This is a genomic window from Streptomyces kanamyceticus, assembly GCF_008704495.1.
Lineage (GTDB): Bacteria > Actinomycetota > Actinomycetes > Streptomycetales > Streptomycetaceae > Streptomyces > Streptomyces kanamyceticus.
Genome location: NZ_CP023699.1, coordinates 7,182,742 through 7,200,753 on the forward strand (window position 1 = coordinate 7,182,742; position 18,012 = coordinate 7,200,753).

At 72.2% G+C, this 18,012-nt stretch carries 13 protein-coding genes; 7 read left to right on the forward strand and 6 right to left on the reverse strand.

Annotated features, from left to right (window positions below; genetic code table 11):
- Positions 1 to 41 precede the first annotated feature (41 nt).
- Positions 42 to 236, forward strand: coding sequence for a hypothetical protein (locus CP970_RS31055; protein WP_055556008.1), 195 nt, complete (start codon positions 42 to 44; stop codon positions 234 to 236).
- 34 nt (positions 237 to 270) lie between these two features.
- Here the strand turns inward: CP970_RS31055 and CP970_RS31060 are convergent, their stop codons facing one another.
- A complete protein-coding gene (locus tag CP970_RS31060) occupies positions 271 to 1,080 on the reverse strand; it encodes a site-2 protease family protein (protein WP_055556010.1) in 810 nt (269 codons plus the stop codon).
- A gap of 104 nt (positions 1,081 to 1,184) precedes the next feature.
- Between CP970_RS31060 and CP970_RS31065 the strand changes: the two genes are divergently transcribed.
- Both CP970_RS31065 and CP970_RS31070 read left to right on the forward strand, forming a co-directional pair.
- Complete coding sequence (locus CP970_RS31065) at positions 1,185 to 1,844, forward strand: DUF6578 domain-containing protein (RefSeq protein ID WP_150494235.1); 660 nt, start codon at positions 1,185 to 1,187, stop codon at positions 1,842 to 1,844.
- 207 nt (positions 1,845 to 2,051) lie between these two features.
- Entirely contained in the window at positions 2,052 to 5,588 is a 3,537-nt protein-coding gene (locus CP970_RS31070; protein ID WP_224058843.1) for an AfsR/SARP family transcriptional regulator, read from the forward strand.
- A 42-nt stretch (positions 5,589 to 5,630) separates the two neighbouring features.
- Here the strand turns inward: CP970_RS31070 and CP970_RS31075 are convergent, their stop codons facing one another.
- From CP970_RS31075 to panB, 3 genes are all read right to left on the reverse strand, one after another.
- A complete protein-coding gene (locus CP970_RS31075) occupies positions 5,631 to 6,458 on the reverse strand; it encodes an ABC transporter permease (RefSeq protein ID WP_150494236.1) in 828 nt (275 codons plus the stop codon).
- A complete protein-coding gene (locus tag CP970_RS31080) occupies positions 6,455 to 7,483 on the reverse strand; it encodes an ATP-binding cassette domain-containing protein (RefSeq protein ID WP_150494238.1) in 1,029 nt (342 codons plus the stop codon). Before CP970_RS31080 ends, CP970_RS31075 begins: the two co-directional genes overlap by 4 nt.
- 778 nt (positions 7,484 to 8,261) lie before the next feature.
- Positions 8,262 to 9,143: a 3-methyl-2-oxobutanoate hydroxymethyltransferase gene (gene panB / locus CP970_RS31085; RefSeq protein ID WP_150494240.1), complete on the reverse strand. Its 882-nt coding sequence runs from the start codon at positions 9,141 to 9,143 to the stop codon at positions 8,262 to 8,264.
- Between the two features lie 211 nt (positions 9,144 to 9,354).
- Between panB and CP970_RS31090 the strand changes: the two genes are divergently transcribed.
- The 4 genes from CP970_RS31090 to CP970_RS31105 all read left to right on the forward strand — a co-directional run bounded on the left by CP970_RS31090 (position 9,355) and on the right by CP970_RS31105 (position 14,357).
- Positions 9,355 to 10,950: an MFS transporter gene (locus CP970_RS31090; RefSeq protein ID WP_063806230.1), complete on the forward strand. Its 1,596-nt coding sequence runs from the start codon at positions 9,355 to 9,357 to the stop codon at positions 10,948 to 10,950.
- 82 nt (positions 10,951 to 11,032) lie between these two features.
- Positions 11,033 to 11,674, forward strand: coding sequence for a TetR/AcrR family transcriptional regulator (locus CP970_RS31095; RefSeq protein WP_079043958.1), 642 nt, complete (start codon positions 11,033 to 11,035; stop codon positions 11,672 to 11,674).
- 213 nt (positions 11,675 to 11,887) lie between these two features.
- Complete coding sequence (locus tag CP970_RS31100) at positions 11,888 to 12,916, forward strand: endonuclease/exonuclease/phosphatase family protein (protein ID WP_055554876.1); 1,029 nt, start codon at positions 11,888 to 11,890, stop codon at positions 12,914 to 12,916.
- 226 nt (positions 12,917 to 13,142) lie between these two features.
- Positions 13,143 to 14,357 (forward strand): MFS transporter, encoded by a 1,215-nt coding sequence (locus tag CP970_RS31105; RefSeq protein WP_055551239.1) that lies wholly within the window; start codon positions 13,143 to 13,145, stop codon positions 14,355 to 14,357.
- Between the two features lie 10 nt (positions 14,358 to 14,367).
- Here the strand turns inward: CP970_RS31105 and CP970_RS31110 are convergent, their stop codons facing one another.
- Positions 14,368 to 16,125 carry an NAD+ synthase gene (locus CP970_RS31110; RefSeq protein ID WP_055551237.1) on the reverse strand — a complete coding sequence of 586 codons (1,758 nt, stop codon included), beginning with the start codon at positions 16,123 to 16,125 and terminating at the stop codon, positions 14,368 to 14,370.
- A gap of 147 nt (positions 16,126 to 16,272) precedes the next feature.
- A complete protein-coding gene (locus CP970_RS31115) occupies positions 16,273 to 17,943 on the reverse strand; it encodes a multicopper oxidase family protein (RefSeq protein ID WP_055551235.1) in 1,671 nt (556 codons plus the stop codon).
- Positions 17,944 to 18,012 lie beyond the last annotated feature (69 nt).

Below are 18,012 nucleotides of genomic sequence, written 5' to 3' on the forward strand. Positions count from 1 at the left end.
ACGCGTACGCATCCACGCTGCACCGACAGGAGCCGACCCCCATGCCCCGCCTCGCCATCTACGCCCTCGTGGTCTGCGCGCTCGCCGTCGCCGCGGCCGTGATCTCCTTCGCCCAGGGCAGCTGGCTGGGCATCGTCTGGGTGCTGCTCGCGGGGCTCTCCTCGAACATGGCGTGGTTCTACCTGCGCAAGGAGAAGATGCGGCGGGCGGCGTCCTCCGCCTCGCCCACTGGCTGACGCCGACGGCCGACTGGCTGACGCCGACGGGCCACTACTGGCTGAAGCCGCTGGGCGAGGGGACCTCCTGCGAGCCCTCCCAGAACCTGTAGAGCCGCTGGCCCCACTCGCTGTCCCATTCGCTGACGCCGAGCCCGCGCAGGATCGCGTCGATCGCGTCGAAGAACACGTGATTGACCTCCGGGATCCACAGGATGCCGAAGACCGCGATGAGACCGAACGGCGCGAACGGCTCCACCTGGCGGCGGATCTTGTACGACAGCCAGGGCTCGAGCACCCCGTACCCGTCCAGGCCCGGGATGGGCAGGGAGTTCAGGATGGCCGCCGTCACCTGGAGCAGCGCGAGGAACGCGAGCGCGTAGCGGAACGCGTACGGCACCCCGTCCAGGGCGTCGAGCCAGAACGGCGCGGTGCACACCACGGCGAACAGCACGTTCGTCAGCGGGCCCGCCGCCGAGATCAGGCTGTGCTTCCACCGGCCGCGGATCCGGCCGCGCTCGATGAAGACCGCGCCACCGGGCAGGCCGATGCCGCCCATGATCACGAAGAGCACCGGCAGCACGATGCTCAGGAGCGCGTGCGTGTACTTGAGCGGATTGAGCGTCAAGTACCCCTTCGCGCCGACGGAGATGTCGCCGCTGTGCAGGGCCGTGCGCGCGTGCGCGTACTCGTGCAGGCAGAGCGAGACGATCCAGGCGGCCGTCACGAAGAGGAAGACGGCGATACCCGGATTGTCCGCGAAGCCGGTCCAGGCGGCCCATCCTGCGACCGCGGTGACGGCGGCGATCCCCAGGAAGACCGGACTGATCCGCCGGTCGCTGCTGCGGGTGGGGGCGGTGGTCATGGGGCGGGGCTCCTGGCGTACGAGGTCCTGGCGTGCCCGACCGTACCGGGCGCGTACGGAAAACGTCTCGCACTCGGCCCCGAGTTCCGGGGAGGCTGGGGGTCATGACTCTGCGCGGGGTGTGGAAGGTGCTGTACGCGGACTGGCAGATGGAGTGCTGCGGTACGCCGTTCGCGGTGGGGGACGAGGTGACGTGGCCGCTGCTCGTCCTGTCTGGCGGCGGGGACGGCTTGTACGGCATGGACGGCATGGACGGCTGGCAGGAGGATTTCAGCGAGATCGAGGGGCCCGTGGTGGCGCTCGACTCCTTGCCGGGGGACTGGCTGGCGGACGACATCGAAGACGAGGGCGACGAGGGCGACGAGGCCGACGAGGGCGACAAGGACGACGAGGGCGACGAGGAGCCGTGGGAGGCGTCCGTCGTGCGGGCGCACGGGGTGACGGTCCCGTGGAACCACGCGCCCCCGCGCCCCGCGCGGACCGCGCTCAGGGGCCTGCTCTCCGTGGAGCGGCACGGCGGCCGCTGGCCGGACACGGTCGGCAGGGTCCGCACCATCCACGTGGTGACCCAGGGCTTCGCGGAGACGACCGAGGGGTCGGGGACGTACGCGCCGGTGCCCGGCGAGCGCTGGCTGCGCCCCGTCGAGCTCTGCCCGAAGTGGTTCCACGGAGAACACCTCTCGCGGACGTCGCAGGGGCCGGGCTACCGGCGGGCCGAGACCGGGGTGCTCGTGGAGCTGGAGGTCCGGGACGACGAGGACTGAGCGGGGCGGGGGGAGTCGGAGCTTGAGAAGAGAGCGGGGGGGACCGGGGTGGGCCGGGAGTGCGGGGGACGGCGGGTGCGTGGCCGGTACGACGGAGTCGGGCGCCGGGCGGGACGGAGTCCGAAGGGGGGCCGGTGCCGCTCAGGCGCGAACGCGAACGCGAACACGGACGCGAACGCGGACGTGAACGCGGAGGTGAACGGGGTCATGGACCCGCAGATGGGCCTGGAGGTGGACGTGGCGTGCTCCGGAGGCGGTGACAATGGACCCGTGCGCTACCGCGTCCTCGGCACCACCCAGGCCCTCCGCCCCGACGGCACCGTCCTGCCCGTCGGCGGCGCGCGGCTGCGCGCCCTCCTCACGGTGCTCGCCCTGCACGCGGGCCGCACCGTCTCCGCCCCGGTCCTGGTCGACGAGGTCTGGGCCGCCGACCCGCCCGCCGACGCGACGGGCGCGCTGCAGGCGCTGGCGGGACGGCTCCGCAGGGCCCTCGGCGCGGACGCGGTGGCCTCGGCGGACGGCGGCTACCGACTGTGCGCGGTGCCCGACGACGTGGACGTGTTCCGCTTCGACCGGCTCGTCGGCGAGGGCACGCGGGCCCTCGCCGACGGCGACGCGGCGAAGGCGGCCGCCGTCTTGGACGACGCGCTCGCCCTGTGGACCGGCGAGCCCCTTCCCGACCTGCCGGAGCGCACGGCGGAGGTCGCGCGCTGGCAGGCCCGCCGCCTCGACGCGCACCGCGCGAGGGCGGCGGCCGCGCTCGCCATCGGCGAGGCGGAACTGGTGCTGCCCGAGCTCACCGCGCTGTGCGAAGGACAGCCGCTCGACGAGCCGCTGCAGGCCCTGCGGCTGCGCGCGCTGCGCGACGCGGGCCGCCCCGCCGAGGCACTCGCGGCGTACGACGACATCCGCACCGTCCTCGCGGACCGCCTCGGCACGGATCCGGGACCGGAACTCCGGGCGCTGCACCAGGAGTTGCTGCGCGGGGACGCGTACGCGTACGAGGAGGCCGGCGATGTCGTCGGCCCCGGCCCCGGAGGCGTTCCCGGCCCTGGAGGCGTTCCCGGCCCCGGAGGCTTTCCCGGCGGGCCCGGGCGCGAGCCGGACACATCGGCCGACCCCGTCGTACGCGGCAGCGGTGTTCCCCTCACCGCTCGCCCTCCCACCGCCCGCGCCCCCCGCCCGCCCGGCAACCTCCGCGCCCGCCTCACCTCCTTCGTCGGGCGGGAAGGGGACATCGGGGCGCTGCGCGGGGACCTCGGGCGGGCCCGGCTCGTGACGTTGATCGGGCCAGGCGGGGCCGGGAAGACGCGGCTCTCGCAGGAGGCCGCGGAGACCGTGGCGGGGGAGGTGTCCGACGGCGTGTGGCTGGCCGAGCTCGCGCCGGTCGAGGACCCGGACGACGTGCCCGCGGCCGTCCTCACCGCGCTCGGCGCCCGCGAGACCGTGCTGCGCGGTGCCGGTGCCGAGGAGCTGCGGGCCATCTCGGAGCGGAGCGGCGAGGATCCCGTCGCCCGGCTCGTCGAGCACTGCGCGGCCCGCCGCATGCTGATCATCCTGGACAACTGCGAGCACGTCATCGACGCGGCGGCCCGGCTCGCCGAGGAGCTCCTCGCCCGCTGCCCGGGCCTTACCGTCCTGGCCACGAGCCGCGAACCCCTCGGTGTCCCCGGCGAGTTGCTCCGCCCCGTCGAGCCGCTGCCGGAACCGGTCGCGCTGCGCCTCTTCGCCGAGCGCGGCGCCGCGGCCAGGACCGGGTTCACGGTGGCGGGCGATCCCGAGGCCGTCGCCGAGATCTGCCGCCGTCTGGACGGCCTGCCGCTCGCCATCGAACTGGCCGCCGCCCGCCTGCGGATGCTCACCCCGCGCCAGATCGCCGACCGCCTCGACGACCGCTTCCGGCTGCTCACCAGCGGCGCCCGCACGGTACTGCCCCGCCAGCAGACCCTGCGCGCCGTCGTCGACTGGTCCTGGGACCTGCTCGACGCGCCCGAACGGGCCGTGCTGCGCAGGCTCTCGGTCTTCGCGGGCGGCTGCGACCTGACCGCGGCGGAAGAGGTGTGCGCGGCCGGGGGCGACGCGCGCGACGTCGCCGATCTGCTCGGCTCGCTCGTCGACAAGTCCCTCGTCGTCGCGGCCCCTTCGCCGGTCTCCGGCGGCGGCATGCGCTACCGGCTCCTGGAGACCGTCTCGGAGTACGCGGGGGAGCGGCTCGACGAGGCCGGCGACCGGGCCGCGGCCGAGCGCGCGCACCTCGTGCACTACCGCGAGGTCGCCAGGACCACCGACCCCGAACTGCGCGGCCACGGCCAGCACGCGGCCGTGGAGCGCCTCGAGGTGGAGTACGAGAACCTGCGCACCGCCCTGCGGCACGCGGTCGCCGCACGGGACGAGCAGGAGGCGCTCTGCCTCGTCCTCTCGCTCTCCTGGTACTGGCAGATCCGCGGTCTGCGCATGGAGACCAAGAACTGGTCCCTCGACGTCATGTCCCTGGGCCCCGACCCGTTCGCCCGGCCCGTCGCCCCCGCGCCCCCGCTGCACGAACCGTGCACGGCCGAGCCGCCGCCGATGAGCCCCGAGGTCCTCGTGGAGGCCCGCCGCGGCGCGCACCTGCTCCACCTCTCCTGCATGGACATGGAGGTGGACGTGACGCACTGGCAGTCCCCCGAGTCGCAGGAGAAGCTGCTCGGCATGAGGGAGGCCTACCGCCCCGGGCTCCCGCAGACCTGTCGTACGCCCGGCAACCTCTGGTTCTTCGCCATCCTGCTCGGCGGCGAGACGGGCCTGCTGCACGAGACCATCGACGCGACCGTCGCCGCCTGCCGCGAGTTCGGCTACGAGTGGGAGCTCGCCGCCGCCCTGCAGATGCGCGCCAACATGCTCGCCAACCGCACCGACTGGTCGGGCGACGCCATCCGTGACGCGGACGAGGCGCTGCGCGGGTTCCAGCGGCTCGGTGATGTGTGGGGCGTCGCCGAGGCGCTCTCCGCGCGCGGCGAGGCACGGGAGCGGCGCGGCGAACTGGCGCTCGCGGCCCAGGACTTCTGGGCCGCCGTCGACTACGCCGAGCAGCTCGGCGCGCTGACCCAGGTGGCCCTGCTCAAGGCCCGCCTCGGCTCGCTCCTGACGGACGCGCCCGAGCAGCGGGACGACTTCGCGCGGGGCGAGGCGATGCTGCGGGAGGTCATCGACAACTCCGGCCGCCACCACACGGGCGAGGCGCTGCCCGCCGCCCGGATCTACCTCACCATCGCGCTCGGCCGCAGCGGCCGCCTCGACGAGGCACGTGAGCATCTGCGGCTCCTCGGCATGGAGTTCAGCGCCATCGGCTACGCGGTCTTCGAGAGTTCCGTGCTCGGCATCTCGGCCTGGCTCGACGCGCTGGACGGGCGGTACGCGCGGAGTGCCGCCACGGTGGGCGAGGCCTTCGCGAAGGCGCTCGACCCGCTGTCGCGGATGGTCGCCCCGCAGATGGTCTCCGTCCACCTGTGGATCGCCGCGCTCGCGCTGTCGGGGGCGACCGGCGGCGCCCGCGCGGACGACGCCGCCAGGCTCCTGGGGATCGCCGACCGCGAGCTGCCGCCGGGGCACGCCGCGAACAGCATGGAGCGGGAGATCCGCGCGGACGCGGAGCGGGCGGTGCGTGCCGCGCTCGGGGACGAGGCGTACGAAGCGGCGTACGCGGAGGGCGGCGGCCTCACTGTCGACGAGGCCGCCGCCCTGTGCGGCGCGGAGTCCGGCTGACCCGCTGACCGGTACTCCGGTCAGTTCTTCGTGATACTTCGGTCAGTTCTTCGTGCGGAACTTGTGGATCGCGATGGGCGCCATCACCAGTGTGAGCGCCACCGACCAGCCGACCGTCACCCACAGGTCGTGCGCGACGGGGCCGCCGACCATCAGGCCGCGCGCGGAGTCCGCGAGCGAGGACAGCGGGTTGTAGTCGGTGAAGCCCTGCAGCCAGCCGGGCATCGACTGGGTCGGCGCGAAGATCGACGAGCCGAACTGCAGCGGCATCAGGACCAGGAAGCCCATCGCCTGCACGGACTGGGCGCTCTTCATGGAGACGCCGAGCACCAGGAAGATCCACATGATGGACGTGCCGAAGAGGGCGGAGAGGCCCACGGCGGCGAACAGGCCGCCCCAGTTGGTGATGTCGAAGCCCACGAGGACACCGACGATCATCATGATCGTCGTCGCGATGAGGAGCCGCATCAGCTCCACCACGATCTTGGCGAAGAGGACCGAACCCTGGCCGATCGGCAGGGTCCTGAAACGGTCCATGATGCCGTTCTGGAAGTCCTGGTTGAAGCCGGTGCCGACGGCCATGGCGATGTTCATGCTCATCATCGCCATCATGCCGGGCACCACGTACTGCACGTACTGGTCCTGACCGCCGCCGAGCGCCTGGCCGATGGAGCCGCCGAAGACGTACACGAACAGGAGCGTGAAGACGATCGGCATCAGGACCGCGTCGAACATCGACTCGGGGTCCTGGCGGATCCAGAGCAGATTGCGGCGGACCAGGGCGCTGGTGTGCCTGACGTGGTCGCGCAGGCCGATGCGGGCGTCGGCCTGCCCCGTCTTGAGGGGGGCCGCGAGAGTGGTGGCGCTCATACGGCGGCCTCCTCGAGTTCCTTTTCGCTGGGGCGGGCGTCCTGCGGAGCACTGGCCTTGTGGCCGGTGATCGACAGGAACACCTCGTCCAGGCTGGGCAGTTCGGTGGCTATCGAGCCGATCGTGATGCCGCGCGCGGTGACCGCGCCGACCACGGCGGTCAGCTGCTCGTCGCTGAGGATCGGCACCAGGACCGTGCCGGACTCGGCGTCCACCGTGGAGGTGGCGATGCCGGTCAGGCCGAGGTCGTCAAGGGCGTTCGCCAGCGGGCGCAGCTCCAGCGGGTCGGCCGGGCGGACCCGCAGGGTGCGGCCGCCGACCTTCGCCTTGAGCTCGTCGATGCCGCCGTTGGCGATGACCTTGCCGCGGTCGATGACGGTCAGCTCGGAGGCCAGCTGCTCGGCCTCCTCCATGTACTGGGTGGTGAGCAGCACGGTGACGCCGTCGGCGACCATGCGCTTGACCTCGGCCCACACCTCGTTACGGGTGCGGGGGTCGAGGCCGGTCGTCGGCTCGTCCAGATAGAGGACGGCCGGGCTGCCGATCATCGACGCCGCGAGGTCGAGGCGGCGGCGCATGCCGCCGGAGTAGGTGCTCGCCGGGCGCTTGGCCGCCTCGGTCAGGGAGAACCGCTCAAGGAGGCCGTCGGCGCGGGACCTGGACTCCTTGCGGGACAGGTCGAGCAGCCGCCCGATCATGTACAGGTTCTCGCGGCCCGAGAGCTTCTCGTCCACCGATGCGTACTGACCGGTCAGGCCGATCACGCGGCGCAGCTGCCGGGGCTGCTTCAGTACGTCGTACCCCGCTACGAAGGCGGTGCCCGAGTCCGGGGTGACGAGGGTGGAGAGGCAGCGTACGAGTGTGGTCTTGCCGGCGCCGTTGGGGCCGAGCACGCCGAGGACGGTGCCCTCGCGCACGTCGACGTCCACGCCGTCCAGTGCCTTGGTCTCGCCGTAGTGCTTGACCAGTCCCCTCACGGTGACGGCACTCTCTGCACCGCCGGGGTTCTTGTCGATTCGCGTCATGGAATACAAGGTGCCATCCCCCACCGACAAACCACCGACATCCCACCGACAGGGACCCTCCCCAACACGGGGCTTGCCGATCCGGCCCGCCCTTTCCCCGCACGGGGCTTGCCGATCCTGCACGTCCTTCCTCCGCACCGGGCTTACCGGTCCTGCACGCCCTTGGCCGCCCCCTGCCACCCGGCCTGGCCTGCGCTTTCCCCCACCCGCCCGCCCCTTCTCGGCACCGGGGTTGCTGGACCTGGACATCCCTGGCTGAATCCTGCCGGTCGGGTGGCCCACACTTTCCCCGCCGCTCCGCGCCGGATTCCCCCCCACCCGACCGCCCCTACAAGTCCGCCCGGTGCCGGGCAACGGGTGGGCGGGTGGGGATGAACCGCCGCGGAGCGGCGGAAACCCAGCGACCGGCCCGCACCTGGTACCCGGCAGACGCCCCGCGCAGCGGCGCCGACGGGCCGGGCAGGCTGGGTAGGCCCGGCAAGTCCGCCCGGTGCCGGGCAACGGGTGGGCGGGTGGGGAAGAAACCGCCGCGGAGCGGCGGAAACCGGCGGCCGATCCGCACCTGGCAATCGGCAGCTGCCCCGCGCAGCGGCGCCGACAGACCGGCCAGGCCAGGCCAGGCAAGCGAGCCCACCCCACCCCACCCCGCCCCCAGGCGAGAAAAAGGCAGCCCGTCGACGGGGGAATCGACGGGCTGCCATGGTGCCGCATTGGCTCAAACCGGGCGGCGGTCACCGCCCGGGTTCAGGCGGCCCCCGCTCCGGCGGCCGCCCCAGGCTCAGTGGACCGCGTGTTCCGGCGCCGGGAACGCCCCGCCCACCACGTCATCGGCGAACGCCTTGGCCGCGCCGGACATGACGGCCCGCAGATCGGCGTACTGCTTGACGAAGCGCGGCATCTTGCCGCCGGTCAGGCCGAGCATGTCCGTCCAGACCAGGACCTGCGCGTCGCACCCGGCGCCCGCCCCGATCCCGACGGTCGGGATGTTCAGGGAGCGGGTGACCTCGGCCGCCAGCTCCTCGGGGACGAGTTCGAGGACGACCGCGAACGCGCCCGCGTCCTGCGCCGCCTTGGCGTCGTGCAGGAGCCGGTGGGCGGCCTCGTCGCCGCGGCCCTGGACGCGGTAGCCCATGGTGTTCACGGACTGCGGGGTCAGGCCGAGGTGGGACATGACCGGGATGCCCGACTGGACCAGCAACTCGGTCTGCGCGAGGGAGCGTTCGCCGCCCTCCAGCTTCACCGCGCCGACGCCCGCCTCCTTGATGAGGCGGGTGGCCGAGCGGAGCGCCTGGACCGGTCCCTCCTGGTAGGAGCCGAACGGCAGGTCACCGACGATCAGGGCACGCGACGTGCCCCGTACGACGGCCGCCGACAGCATGGTCATCTCGTCGAGGGTGACGGGCACGGTCGTCTCGTACCCGAGGTGGCAGTTGCCCGCCGAGTCGCCGACGAGCATGACGGGGATGCCCGCCTCGTCGAAGACGGACGCGGTCATCGCGTCGTAGGCGGTGAGCATGGGCCACTTCTCGCCCCGCTCCTTGGCGGCGGTGATGTCGCGCACAGTGATGCGCCGGGTGCCCTTGCCGCCGTACAGCGCCTTGCTGCTGTCGGGGCTCTGGGGGGCGTCGGCACTCTTCTGGGCAGCCGAAAGCTGCGTCATCGCAACGGCTCCTTCTGTCATCTCGAGGCGCCCTGACGGCGTCCCCGGATCCCCTCCATGGTGGCATCACGTGCCGCCCGGGGGCTAGTGGGTCCGCAGTGGACCGCGTCGGCGGGCCGGTCGGCCCCGCGAGTAAAGCCGTACCGCGCCACGGGTAAATTCTTTCCAATACGAGACGGTCTCGTATCGAAATGGTTCTAGGCTGAACGCCATGTCAACTCCTGCCGTACCCGCCTCGCCCCGCATACCGGAAGCCGTGCACCGGCGCCGCTGGGCGATCCTCGGGGTGCTCATGCTCAGCCTGTTGATCGTGGTGCTCGACAACTCGATCCTGAACGTCGCCATCAAGACGATCTCGACCCCGGAGCCCACCGGCCTCGGCGCCACCCAGGGCGAGCTCGAGTGGGCCATCAACGCCTACACGCTCGTCTTCGCGGGCCTGCTGTTCACCGCGGGCCTGCTCGGCGACCGGCTCGGCCGCAAGAAGGTCCTGCTCGGCGGCCTCGTCGTCTTCGGTCTCGGCTCGGCGCTCGCCGCGGAGTCCGGCTCGCCCGTCCAGCTCATCGCGTTCCGCGCGCTGATGGGCCTCGGCGCGGCCTTCGTGATGCCCGCGACCCTCGCCGTCCTGATGAACGTCTTCGAGCGCGACGAGCAGCCCAAGGCCATCGGCATCTGGGCGGGCGGCGTCGGCCTCGCCATCGCGATCGGCCCGATCACCGGCGGCGTGCTGCTGGACCACTTCTGGTGGGGCTCGGTCTTCTTCGTCAACGTGCCGATCGTGCTGATCGCGCTCGCCCTGATGGTCTGGCTGGTGCCCGACTCGCGCGACCCCAATCCGGGCCGGATCGACCTGGTCGGCGTCGCGCTCTCCGTCGTCGGCCTCGTCCTGCTCGTCTACGGCATCATCAAGGGCGGCCAGCTCGCCGACTTCACCGACCCGGCCGTCCTCGCCACCGTCGCCGCGGGCCTCGCCGTGCTCGTCGCCTTCGTCCTGTACGAGAAGCGCAGCGACCATCCGTCCATCGACATCTCGTACTTCAAGAACCGGGTCTTCTCCGCGGCGATCAGCGCCATAGCGCTGGTCTTCTTCGCCCTGATGGGCGTGACCTTCTTCTCGGTCTTCTACACCCAGAGCGTGCGCGGCTACTCGCCGCTGCAGACCGGCCTGCTGATGCTCCCGCTGGCCGCCGCCCAGCTCATCTTCGCGCCGCGCGCCCGCCTCGTGGTCGACCGCTTCGGCGTCCGCGCCGTGTGCACCGGCGGCCTGCTCCTCGTGGTGGCGACGCTGGTGGCCTTCACGAGCCTGGAGGCCGATACGCCGATCTGGATCCTGGAGATCATCTTCTTCCTGATGGGCACCGGCATGGCGCACATCATGACGCCGACCAGCGTCGTGATCATGCAGGCCCTGCCGCGCGAGAAGGCGGGCTCCGCGTCCGCCCTCAGCAACACCTTCCGGCAGGTCGGCGGTGCCCTCGGCATCGCGGTGCTCGGCTCGGTGCTGTCCGCGGCGTACCGCAGCGGCGTCGAGGACAAGCTGACCCTGCTGCCCGCGGGGGCGCGGCACTCGGCGGGCGAGTCGATCGAGGCGACGCTCGGCGTCGCCGCGAAGCTCGGCCCGCGCGGTGAGCCGCTGGTGAGCGCGGCCAACGACTCCTTCCTGCACGCCATGCACGTCACGGCGCTGTGCGGCGCCGGCGTCGCGCTGATCGGCTCGGTGATCGTCTTCCTGTTCCTGCCGGGACGTACGCCGAAGCCCGACGCGGCGGAGGAGAAGTCCGAGCCGGTGGGCGCTTCGGGGCACTGAGGGAGAGGGGGGACTCGGCCGGGCGCTCAAGGGGGCTGAGGGAGAATCGGCCCGGCCAGCCGCGCGACGAGACGGAGATGACGTGGTCCACACCGCCAAGGGAACGCACGCCGCAGGAAAGGGCGTGCCCGTCGCGCGGGGCGGCCGCGGCCGCCCCAGGAGCGAGGCCGTGGAGCAGGCGATCATCGAGGGCGTGGTGCGGCTCCTGGAGGACGGGGTGTCGCTCACGGAGCTGTCCATCGAGCGGATCGCCCGCACCGCGGGCGTCGGCAAGGCCACCATCTACCGGCGCTGGGACGGCAAGGAGGCACTCTTCGTCGACGTACTGAGCGTCTTCGAGGAGCCGGACCCCGAGCTGCCCGGCACCTCGGTGCGCGACGATCTGGTGGTCATCCTGGAGGGCCTGCGCCGCCGCGGCCTCACGATGCGCTCCTCGGCGCTGCTGCACAACGTCTTCGCGCAGATGAAGGCCCTGCCCAAGCTGTGGGACGCCTACCACAGCACGGTCATCGAGCCCCGCCGCCGCACCATGGTCGAGGTGCTGCGGCGGGGCATGGCCGAGGGCGTGCTCCGCACGGACGTCGACATCGAGATGGCCAACGACCTCTTCGTCGGCCCCATGCTGCTGCGCACGGTGATGCGCCCCGACGCGCCGCTCGACGACGACCTCGCGGAACGGATCGTCGACACGGTCCTCGAAGGGCTGCGACCGCAGACGTCCTAGCGCCCCGGCGCCGCCGCCTGCCGGGAGTGCGGAGTATGCGCATTTCGTCACAGAGCCGACTCCGCGGGGCCGGTCAGGAACTCGCCGCGCCGCTTCGTTCGTCCTCGTGCCAGTACGGCCGTCGCGGACGGCAGAGACGCACCCGATCATCGCCTAGGGTTTCAGGGGGCGGGACAGACGGTGTGCACGGCAGGCAGTGAGGCGACGAGAGTTATGGCGCAGGCGTACAAGACGGAGACGGACAGCGAAGGCTCGGGGCCCGAGCGTCCGGGGTCCTGGTTCCGGCGCCTGGTGGACGGCTGGCGCGGCGACCCCGGCATCTGGCGGCGCGGCCTGGTCACCGCGGGTGCCGCGCTCCTGATCGCCCTGGTGATGCTGTTCCACGCCCAGATCCCCAACAACATCGGCAACCTCGGCAGCCTCACCGAGACCTTCCTGCCCTGGCTCGGCGTCTTCGTCCCGGTGATCGTCGTCATCGCGGTGGTGCGCAAGTCCGCCACCGCCCTGATCGCGGTGCTGCTGCCCACGATCATCTGGATCAACCAGTTCGGCGGCCTGATCAGCGACAAGTCGGGCGGCGAGGGCGACCTGACCGTCGCCACGCACAACGTGAACGCGGACAACACCGACCCGACGGGCACGGCCCAGGACGTCGCCGCCTCCGGCGCGGACGTGCTGGCCCTCGAAGAGCTCACCGCGGACGCCGTACCGACGTACGAGAAGGCGCTCTCGCGCATCTACAAGTACCACTCGGTCAAGGGCACGGTCGGCGTGTGGAGCAAGTACCCGCTGGCCGACACCAAGCCCGTGGACATCAAGCTGGGCTGGGTCCGCGCGCTGCGGACCACCGTCGACACCCCCAAGGGCGAGGTCGCCGTCTACGTGGCGCACCTGCCGTCGGTGCGCGTGAAGCTCGACGCGGGCTTCACCGCCAACCAGCGCGACGAGAGCGCCGACGCGCTCGGCGACGCCATCTCCAAGGAGAAGCTCGGCAAGGTCATCCTGCTCGGCGACCTGAACGGCACGATGAACGACCGCGCCCTGAACGGCGTCACCGCGCAGATGCGCTCCACGCAGGGCGCGGCGGGCAACGGCTTCGGCTTCAGCTGGCCCGCGTCGTTCCCGATGGCCCGCATCGACCAGATCATGGTCAAGGGCGTCGAGCCGGTCTCCTCCTGGACGCTGCCGAAGACGAACAGCGATCACCTGCCGATCGCGGCGCGGGTCGAGCTCTCCGAGTAGCGCTTGGATCGGGCCCGGTTCCGGCCCGGTTCCGGCCCGGTTCCGGCCCGGTTCCGGCCCGGTTCCGGCCCGGTTCCGGCCCGGTTCCGGCACGGATCAGGCACGGACCAGGTGCGGATCAGGCCCCACGGAATACTCGGCGCGCGGCTTTGCTTTGTTCCGTACGTAAACTAATGGATTCGCCCCGCTCCGGGCCGCCCCCTGCTTCCGTGGAAGGTACCTCCCCATGCCCCTGGCCCTGCTCGCCCTCGCCGTGGGCGCCTTCGGCATCGGCACGACCGAGTTCGTGATGATGGGCCTGCTGCCCAACGTCGCCGACGACCTGCACATATCCATCCCGACCGCGGGCCACCTCGTCTCCGCGTACGCCCTCGGCGTCGTCATCGGCGCCCCGCTGCTCGCCGCCGTCACCGCCAAGCTGCCGCGCAGGCGCGTACTGATCGGCCTGATGGTCCTGTTCGTCGTGGGCAACGCCCTGTCGGCCGCCGCGCCCGACTACCACTGGTTGATGGCCGCCCGCTTCCTCAGCGGACTGCCGCACGGCGCCTTCTTCGGCGTCGGCGCCGTCGTCGCCACCGGCCTGGTCGCCCCCGAGCGCAAGGCCCGCTCGGTCTCCCTGATGTTCCTCGGCCTCACCGTCGCCAACATCGTCGGCGTTCCTGTCGGTACGGCGATGGGGCAGCAGCTCGGCTGGCGCGCCACGTTCCTCGGCGTGAGCGCGATCGGCATCGCCGCCGTCGCCGCGCTCGCCCTGCTCGTCCCCGCCGACCACGGCCACGGCGACGCGGTCGGCCTGCGCGGCGAGCTGCGGGCGCTGCGCAGTGTGCCGGTCTGGCTCGCGCTCGGTACGACGGTCGCGGGCTTCGGCGCGCTCTTCGCCGCGTACAGCTACATCACGCCGATGCTCACCGACTCGGCGGGCTACGCCGAATCCAGCGTCACCCTGCTGCTCGCCCTGTTCGGCGTGGGCGCCACCGCGGGCAACCTCCTCGGCGGCCGCCTCGCCGACCACTCCCTGCGGGGCACGCTCTTCGGCGGCCTGACCGCCCTCGCCGTCGTCCTCGCGCTGTTCCCGCTCCTGATGAGCGCAGGGTGGAGCGCGGCGCTCGCGGTGGTGCTGCTCGGCATGGCGGCGTTCACCACGGGATCGCCCCTGCAGCTGATGGTCATGGAGAAGGCGGCCGCGGCCCCCTCGCTCGCCTCGTCCGCGAACCAGGCGGCGTTCAACCTCGCCAACGCGGGCGGCGCCTGGATCGGCGGCCTCGCCCTCGCGGCGGGCTTCGGCGTCACGTCCCCCGCGGTGACGGGCGCGGTGCTCGCGGTGCTCGGACTCGCGGTGGCGGGCGCCGCCTACCTGGTGGACCTGCGTACGCCGACGGCGGGCACGGAGCGCCTGGTGGCGGCGGGGACTCCGGCCAGGGAGCCGTCCCGCCACCACTGAGCGGCGCGGGTCAGCCCGTCGCCGACTCGCGCCAGCGGTTGGTGATGGGCAGCCTGCGGTCCTTGCCGAAGCCCTTGGCGGAGATCTTGGTGCCCGGCGGGTACTGGCGGCGCTTGTACTCGGCGGTGTCGACCATCCGCAGCGTCTTGACCACGAGCTCCCGGTCGTAGCCCGCGGCCACGATCGCCTCCGCGCTCTGGTCGCGGTCTACGTAGAGCTCCAGGATGCCGTCGAGGACGGGGTAGTCGGGCAGCGAGTCCGTGTCGACCTGGTCGGGCCGCAGCTCCGCGCTCGGCGGCTTGCTGATGGAGTTCTCCGGGATCGGCGGGAGCTGCCCGCGCTCCTCGGCCGCTCGGTTGCGCCACCGCGCGAGCCGGAAGATCGAGGTCTTGTAGACGTCCTTGATCGGTCCGTACGCCCCGACGGAGTCTCCGTAGAGCGTCGAATACCCCACCGCGAGCTCGGACTTGTTGCCCGGCGCGAGCACGATGTGGCCCTCCTGGTTGGAGAGCGCCATCAGCGTCGTGCCGCGCAGCCGCGACTGGAGGTTCTCCTCGGCGAGCCCGGTCAGACCGAGCGATCCCATGTACGCGTCGAACATCGGGGCGATCGGCACGGTCCGCAGCGGGAGCCCGGTCCGCCGCGCCAGCTCCTCCGCGTCGGCGATCGAGTGGTCGGATGAGTAGCGGGACGGCATGGCCACCCCGTGCACGTTCTGTGCGCCCAGCGCGTCGCAGGCGATGGCGGCGGTGAGCGCCGAGTCGATGCCGCCGGAGAGCCCGATCAGGACGCTGCTGAAGCCGTTCTTCGCGGCGTACGCGCGCAGGCCCACCACCAGCGCCGAGTACACCTCCTCGTCGTCGTCGAGCCGCTCCGCGTACCCGCCGGTGAGCTCCGCCTCGTACGCGGGCAGCGGCTCGGCGGAGACCGTGACGTGCTCGATGCGCAGACCGTCGTCGACGACGCCCGAAGGGACCTCGCCCGCCGCGGGCAGCTCCAGGTCGAGCACGACACAGCCCTCGGCGAACTGCGGTGCGCGCGCGATCACTTCGCCGTCCTTGTCGACGACGATCGAGTCGCCGTCGAAGACCAGCTCGTCCTGGCCGCCGATCATCGCGAGATAGGCGGTGGTGCAGCCCGCCTCCTGGGCGCGCTTGCGCACCAGCTCCAGGCGCTGGTCGTCCTTGTTCTGCTCGTACGGCGAGGCGTTGATGGAGAGCAGCAGGCCCGCGCCCGCCGTACGGGTCGCGGGCACGCGGCCGCCGTCCTGCCAGAGGTCCTCGCAGATGGCCAGGGCCACGTCGACGCCGTGCACCCGCACCACCGGCAGGGTCTCGCCCGGCACGAAGTAGCGGAACTCGTCGAAGACGCCGTAGTTGGGCAGGTGGTGCTTGGAGTAGGTCAGGACGGCCTCGCCGCGGTGCAGCACGGCGCCCGCGTTGCGCGGGGCGCCCGCGGGCTGGCCGAACCTGGGCTTCGCCTCGTCGGTGCGGTCGAGATAGCCGACGACGACCGGCAGCTCGCCGAGGCCCTCGTCGGCGAGGCGCGCGGCGAGCGCGTGCAGCGCCTGCCGCGAGGCCTGGACGAAGGACGAGCGCAGGGCGAGGTCCTCCACGGGGTACCCGGTGAGTGCCATCTCGGGGAACGCGACGAGGTGCGCCCCCTGCTCGGCCGAGTGCCGGGTCCAGCGGACGACCGCCTCGGCGTTCCCGGCGAGATCGCCGACGGTCGAGTCGATCTGATTCAGGGCGAGACGTAGTTGAGGCACGTCTCCCAGTCTAATCGTCAGAGCGACGCGATGTCCTGCCGGACGGGTGGGTGGGGCGCGGGGGCGCGGAGCGTCTGCCTGCGGCGGCTCGCTTGCGGGTGCGGGCCGTTGTGGTTGCTCGCGCAGTTCCCCGCGCCCCTTACGGAGCTACTTGCGGTAGCCGAGGACCGTCATCATTCCTGCCTCCGCGTGGTAGACGTTGTGGCAGTGGATCATCCACAGGCCCGGGTTGTCCGCGTCGAAGTCCACCGTCAGCGTGCCGTTCGGCAGGACGATCGCGGTGTCCTTGCGGGGGCCGCCCGCCACGTTCGCCAAGGCGAAGGTGTGGCCGTGCAGGTGCACGGGGTGCCACATCGACGTCGAGTTGGCGAAGACCAGGCGGACCCGCTCACCCGCCCGCACCGGGTGGCGCTGATCGGGGGAGTACGGCTTCTTGTCGAAGGCCCAGTCGTACTTCGCCATGCCCCCGGTCAGCTGGAGCTTGATCGTGCGGTCCGGCTTGCGGGACTTCAGCGCGACGGATTCGTGCGACCGCAGCTTGTCGGCGGTCAGGAGACGGCCCGTCAGCTCCTTGGGGCGGACCGACGCGGCCGGTGCGGCCCCGCCGCCCGTGCGCAGCACCGCGAGCGCCGACGCCTTCTTGCCCTCGGCCGCCGCCGTCAGCGGGAAGACGCCGTCGCCCGCGGTGACGAGCACGTCGTAACGCTCGCCCATGCCCAGGAGCAGGGCGTCCGTCTTCGCGTGCGCCACGGGGAAGCCGTCCGTGTGCGTCACCGTCATCTCGTGGCCGCCGAGCGCCACCCGGAAGGCCGTGTCACCGCCCGCGTTGATGATGCGCAGCCGGATGCGGTCGCCGGGGCGGGCACGGAACTGCGAAGGGTCCTTCGGCGCCCGCCCGTTGATCAGGTAGTGCGGATAGGCGACGTCGCCCGCGTCGCCCCCGAGCAGGTCGCTCTTGGCGCCCATCATCATCCGCGAGGGCCCCGAAGGCTTCGGCGACGGGGCCTTGCGCGCCGAGGTGGAGGACATGGAGGTGGAGGACATGTTCGACATGTCGTGGCCGCCGCCGTGGTCCATGCCGCCCGAGCCGTCCTTCTCGCCGCCGCCCATGTCGTGGTCGGCCATGCCCTTGCTGAGCTCGGCGAGCACGCCGTCCGGAGTGGAGCCGTCCACCCCGTCGACCCAGTCGTCGAGGACGATCACCCACTCCTTGTCGTACTTCAGGGGCTCCCTGGGGTCCTCGACGATCAGCGGCGCGTACAGCCCGCGGTCCTGCTGGGTGCCGGAGTGCGGGTGGAACCAGTACGTCCCCGGGTGCGGGACCGCGAAGCGGTAGGTGAAGTCGCCGCCGGGCCTGATGTCCTTCTGGGTGAGGCCGGGGACGCCGTCCATGTCGTTGCGCAAGGAGATGCCGTGCCAGTGCAGCGATGTGGCCTCGGGGAGGTGGTTGGCGAGGGTGAGCGCCAGGGTGTCGCCCGCGGTGACGCGGACCTCCTTGCCGGGCAGCCCTTCGCCGTACGCCCACGTCCTGACCTGGGGGCCGCCCAGGTCGAGCTTGGTCTCCATGGCCATGAGCCTGACCTCGCGGACCTTGCCGCCGCGGGCGCGCTTCTTCTCGGCGGCGGCGACTTCCTTGCCCGCCGGGTCGACATAGCCTTCGGGGCCGGACGCGCCGCCCGACGCGCCGTGGCCGCCGCCGTGGCCGCCCGAGCCCGAGCCGGAGCCGGAGCAGGCCGTCAGGATTCCCGTCCCGGCGGCGGCGGCCGCGGCGCCGAGCAGGGTACGGCGTGAAGGGGTGTGCGGAACTTGTTGACGCATGACTGAGTGACACCTCGTGGTGGTGGTGCGTGCGGATGGGCGCATCCGCTGCTTCTGGTACACCGCTCG

Bases quoted from the DNA above. Each gene is read 5' to 3' on its own strand.
- CP970_RS31055 (WP_055556008.1), top strand. From the start codon at position 42: ATGCCCCGCCTCGCCATCTACGCCCTCGTGGTCTGCGCGCTCGCCGTC.
- CP970_RS31060 (WP_055556010.1), bottom strand. From the start codon at position 1,080: ATGACCACCGCCCCCACCCGCAGCAGCGACCGGCGGATCAGTCCGGTC.
- CP970_RS31065 (WP_150494235.1), top strand. From the start codon at position 1,185: ATGACTCTGCGCGGGGTGTGGAAGGTGCTGTACGCGGACTGGCAGATG.
- CP970_RS31070 (WP_224058843.1), top strand. From the start codon at position 2,052: ATGGACCCGCAGATGGGCCTGGAGGTGGACGTGGCGTGCTCCGGAGGC.
- CP970_RS31075 (WP_150494236.1), bottom strand. From the start codon at position 6,458: ATGAGCGCCACCACTCTCGCGGCCCCCCTCAAGACGGGGCAGGCCGAC.
- CP970_RS31080 (WP_150494238.1), bottom strand. From the start codon at position 7,483: ATGACGCGAATCGACAAGAACCCCGGCGGTGCAGAGAGTGCCGTCACC.
- panB (WP_150494240.1), bottom strand. From the start codon at position 9,143: ATGACGCAGCTTTCGGCTGCCCAGAAGAGTGCCGACGCCCCCCAGAGC.
- CP970_RS31090 (WP_063806230.1), top strand. From the start codon at position 9,355: ATGTCAACTCCTGCCGTACCCGCCTCGCCCCGCATACCGGAAGCCGTG.
- CP970_RS31100 (WP_055554876.1), top strand. From the start codon at position 11,888: ATGGCGCAGGCGTACAAGACGGAGACGGACAGCGAAGGCTCGGGGCCC.
- CP970_RS31105 (WP_055551239.1), top strand. From the start codon at position 13,143: ATGCCCCTGGCCCTGCTCGCCCTCGCCGTGGGCGCCTTCGGCATCGGC.
- CP970_RS31115 (WP_055551235.1), bottom strand. From the start codon at position 17,943: ATGCGTCAACAAGTTCCGCACACCCCTTCACGCCGTACCCTGCTCGGC.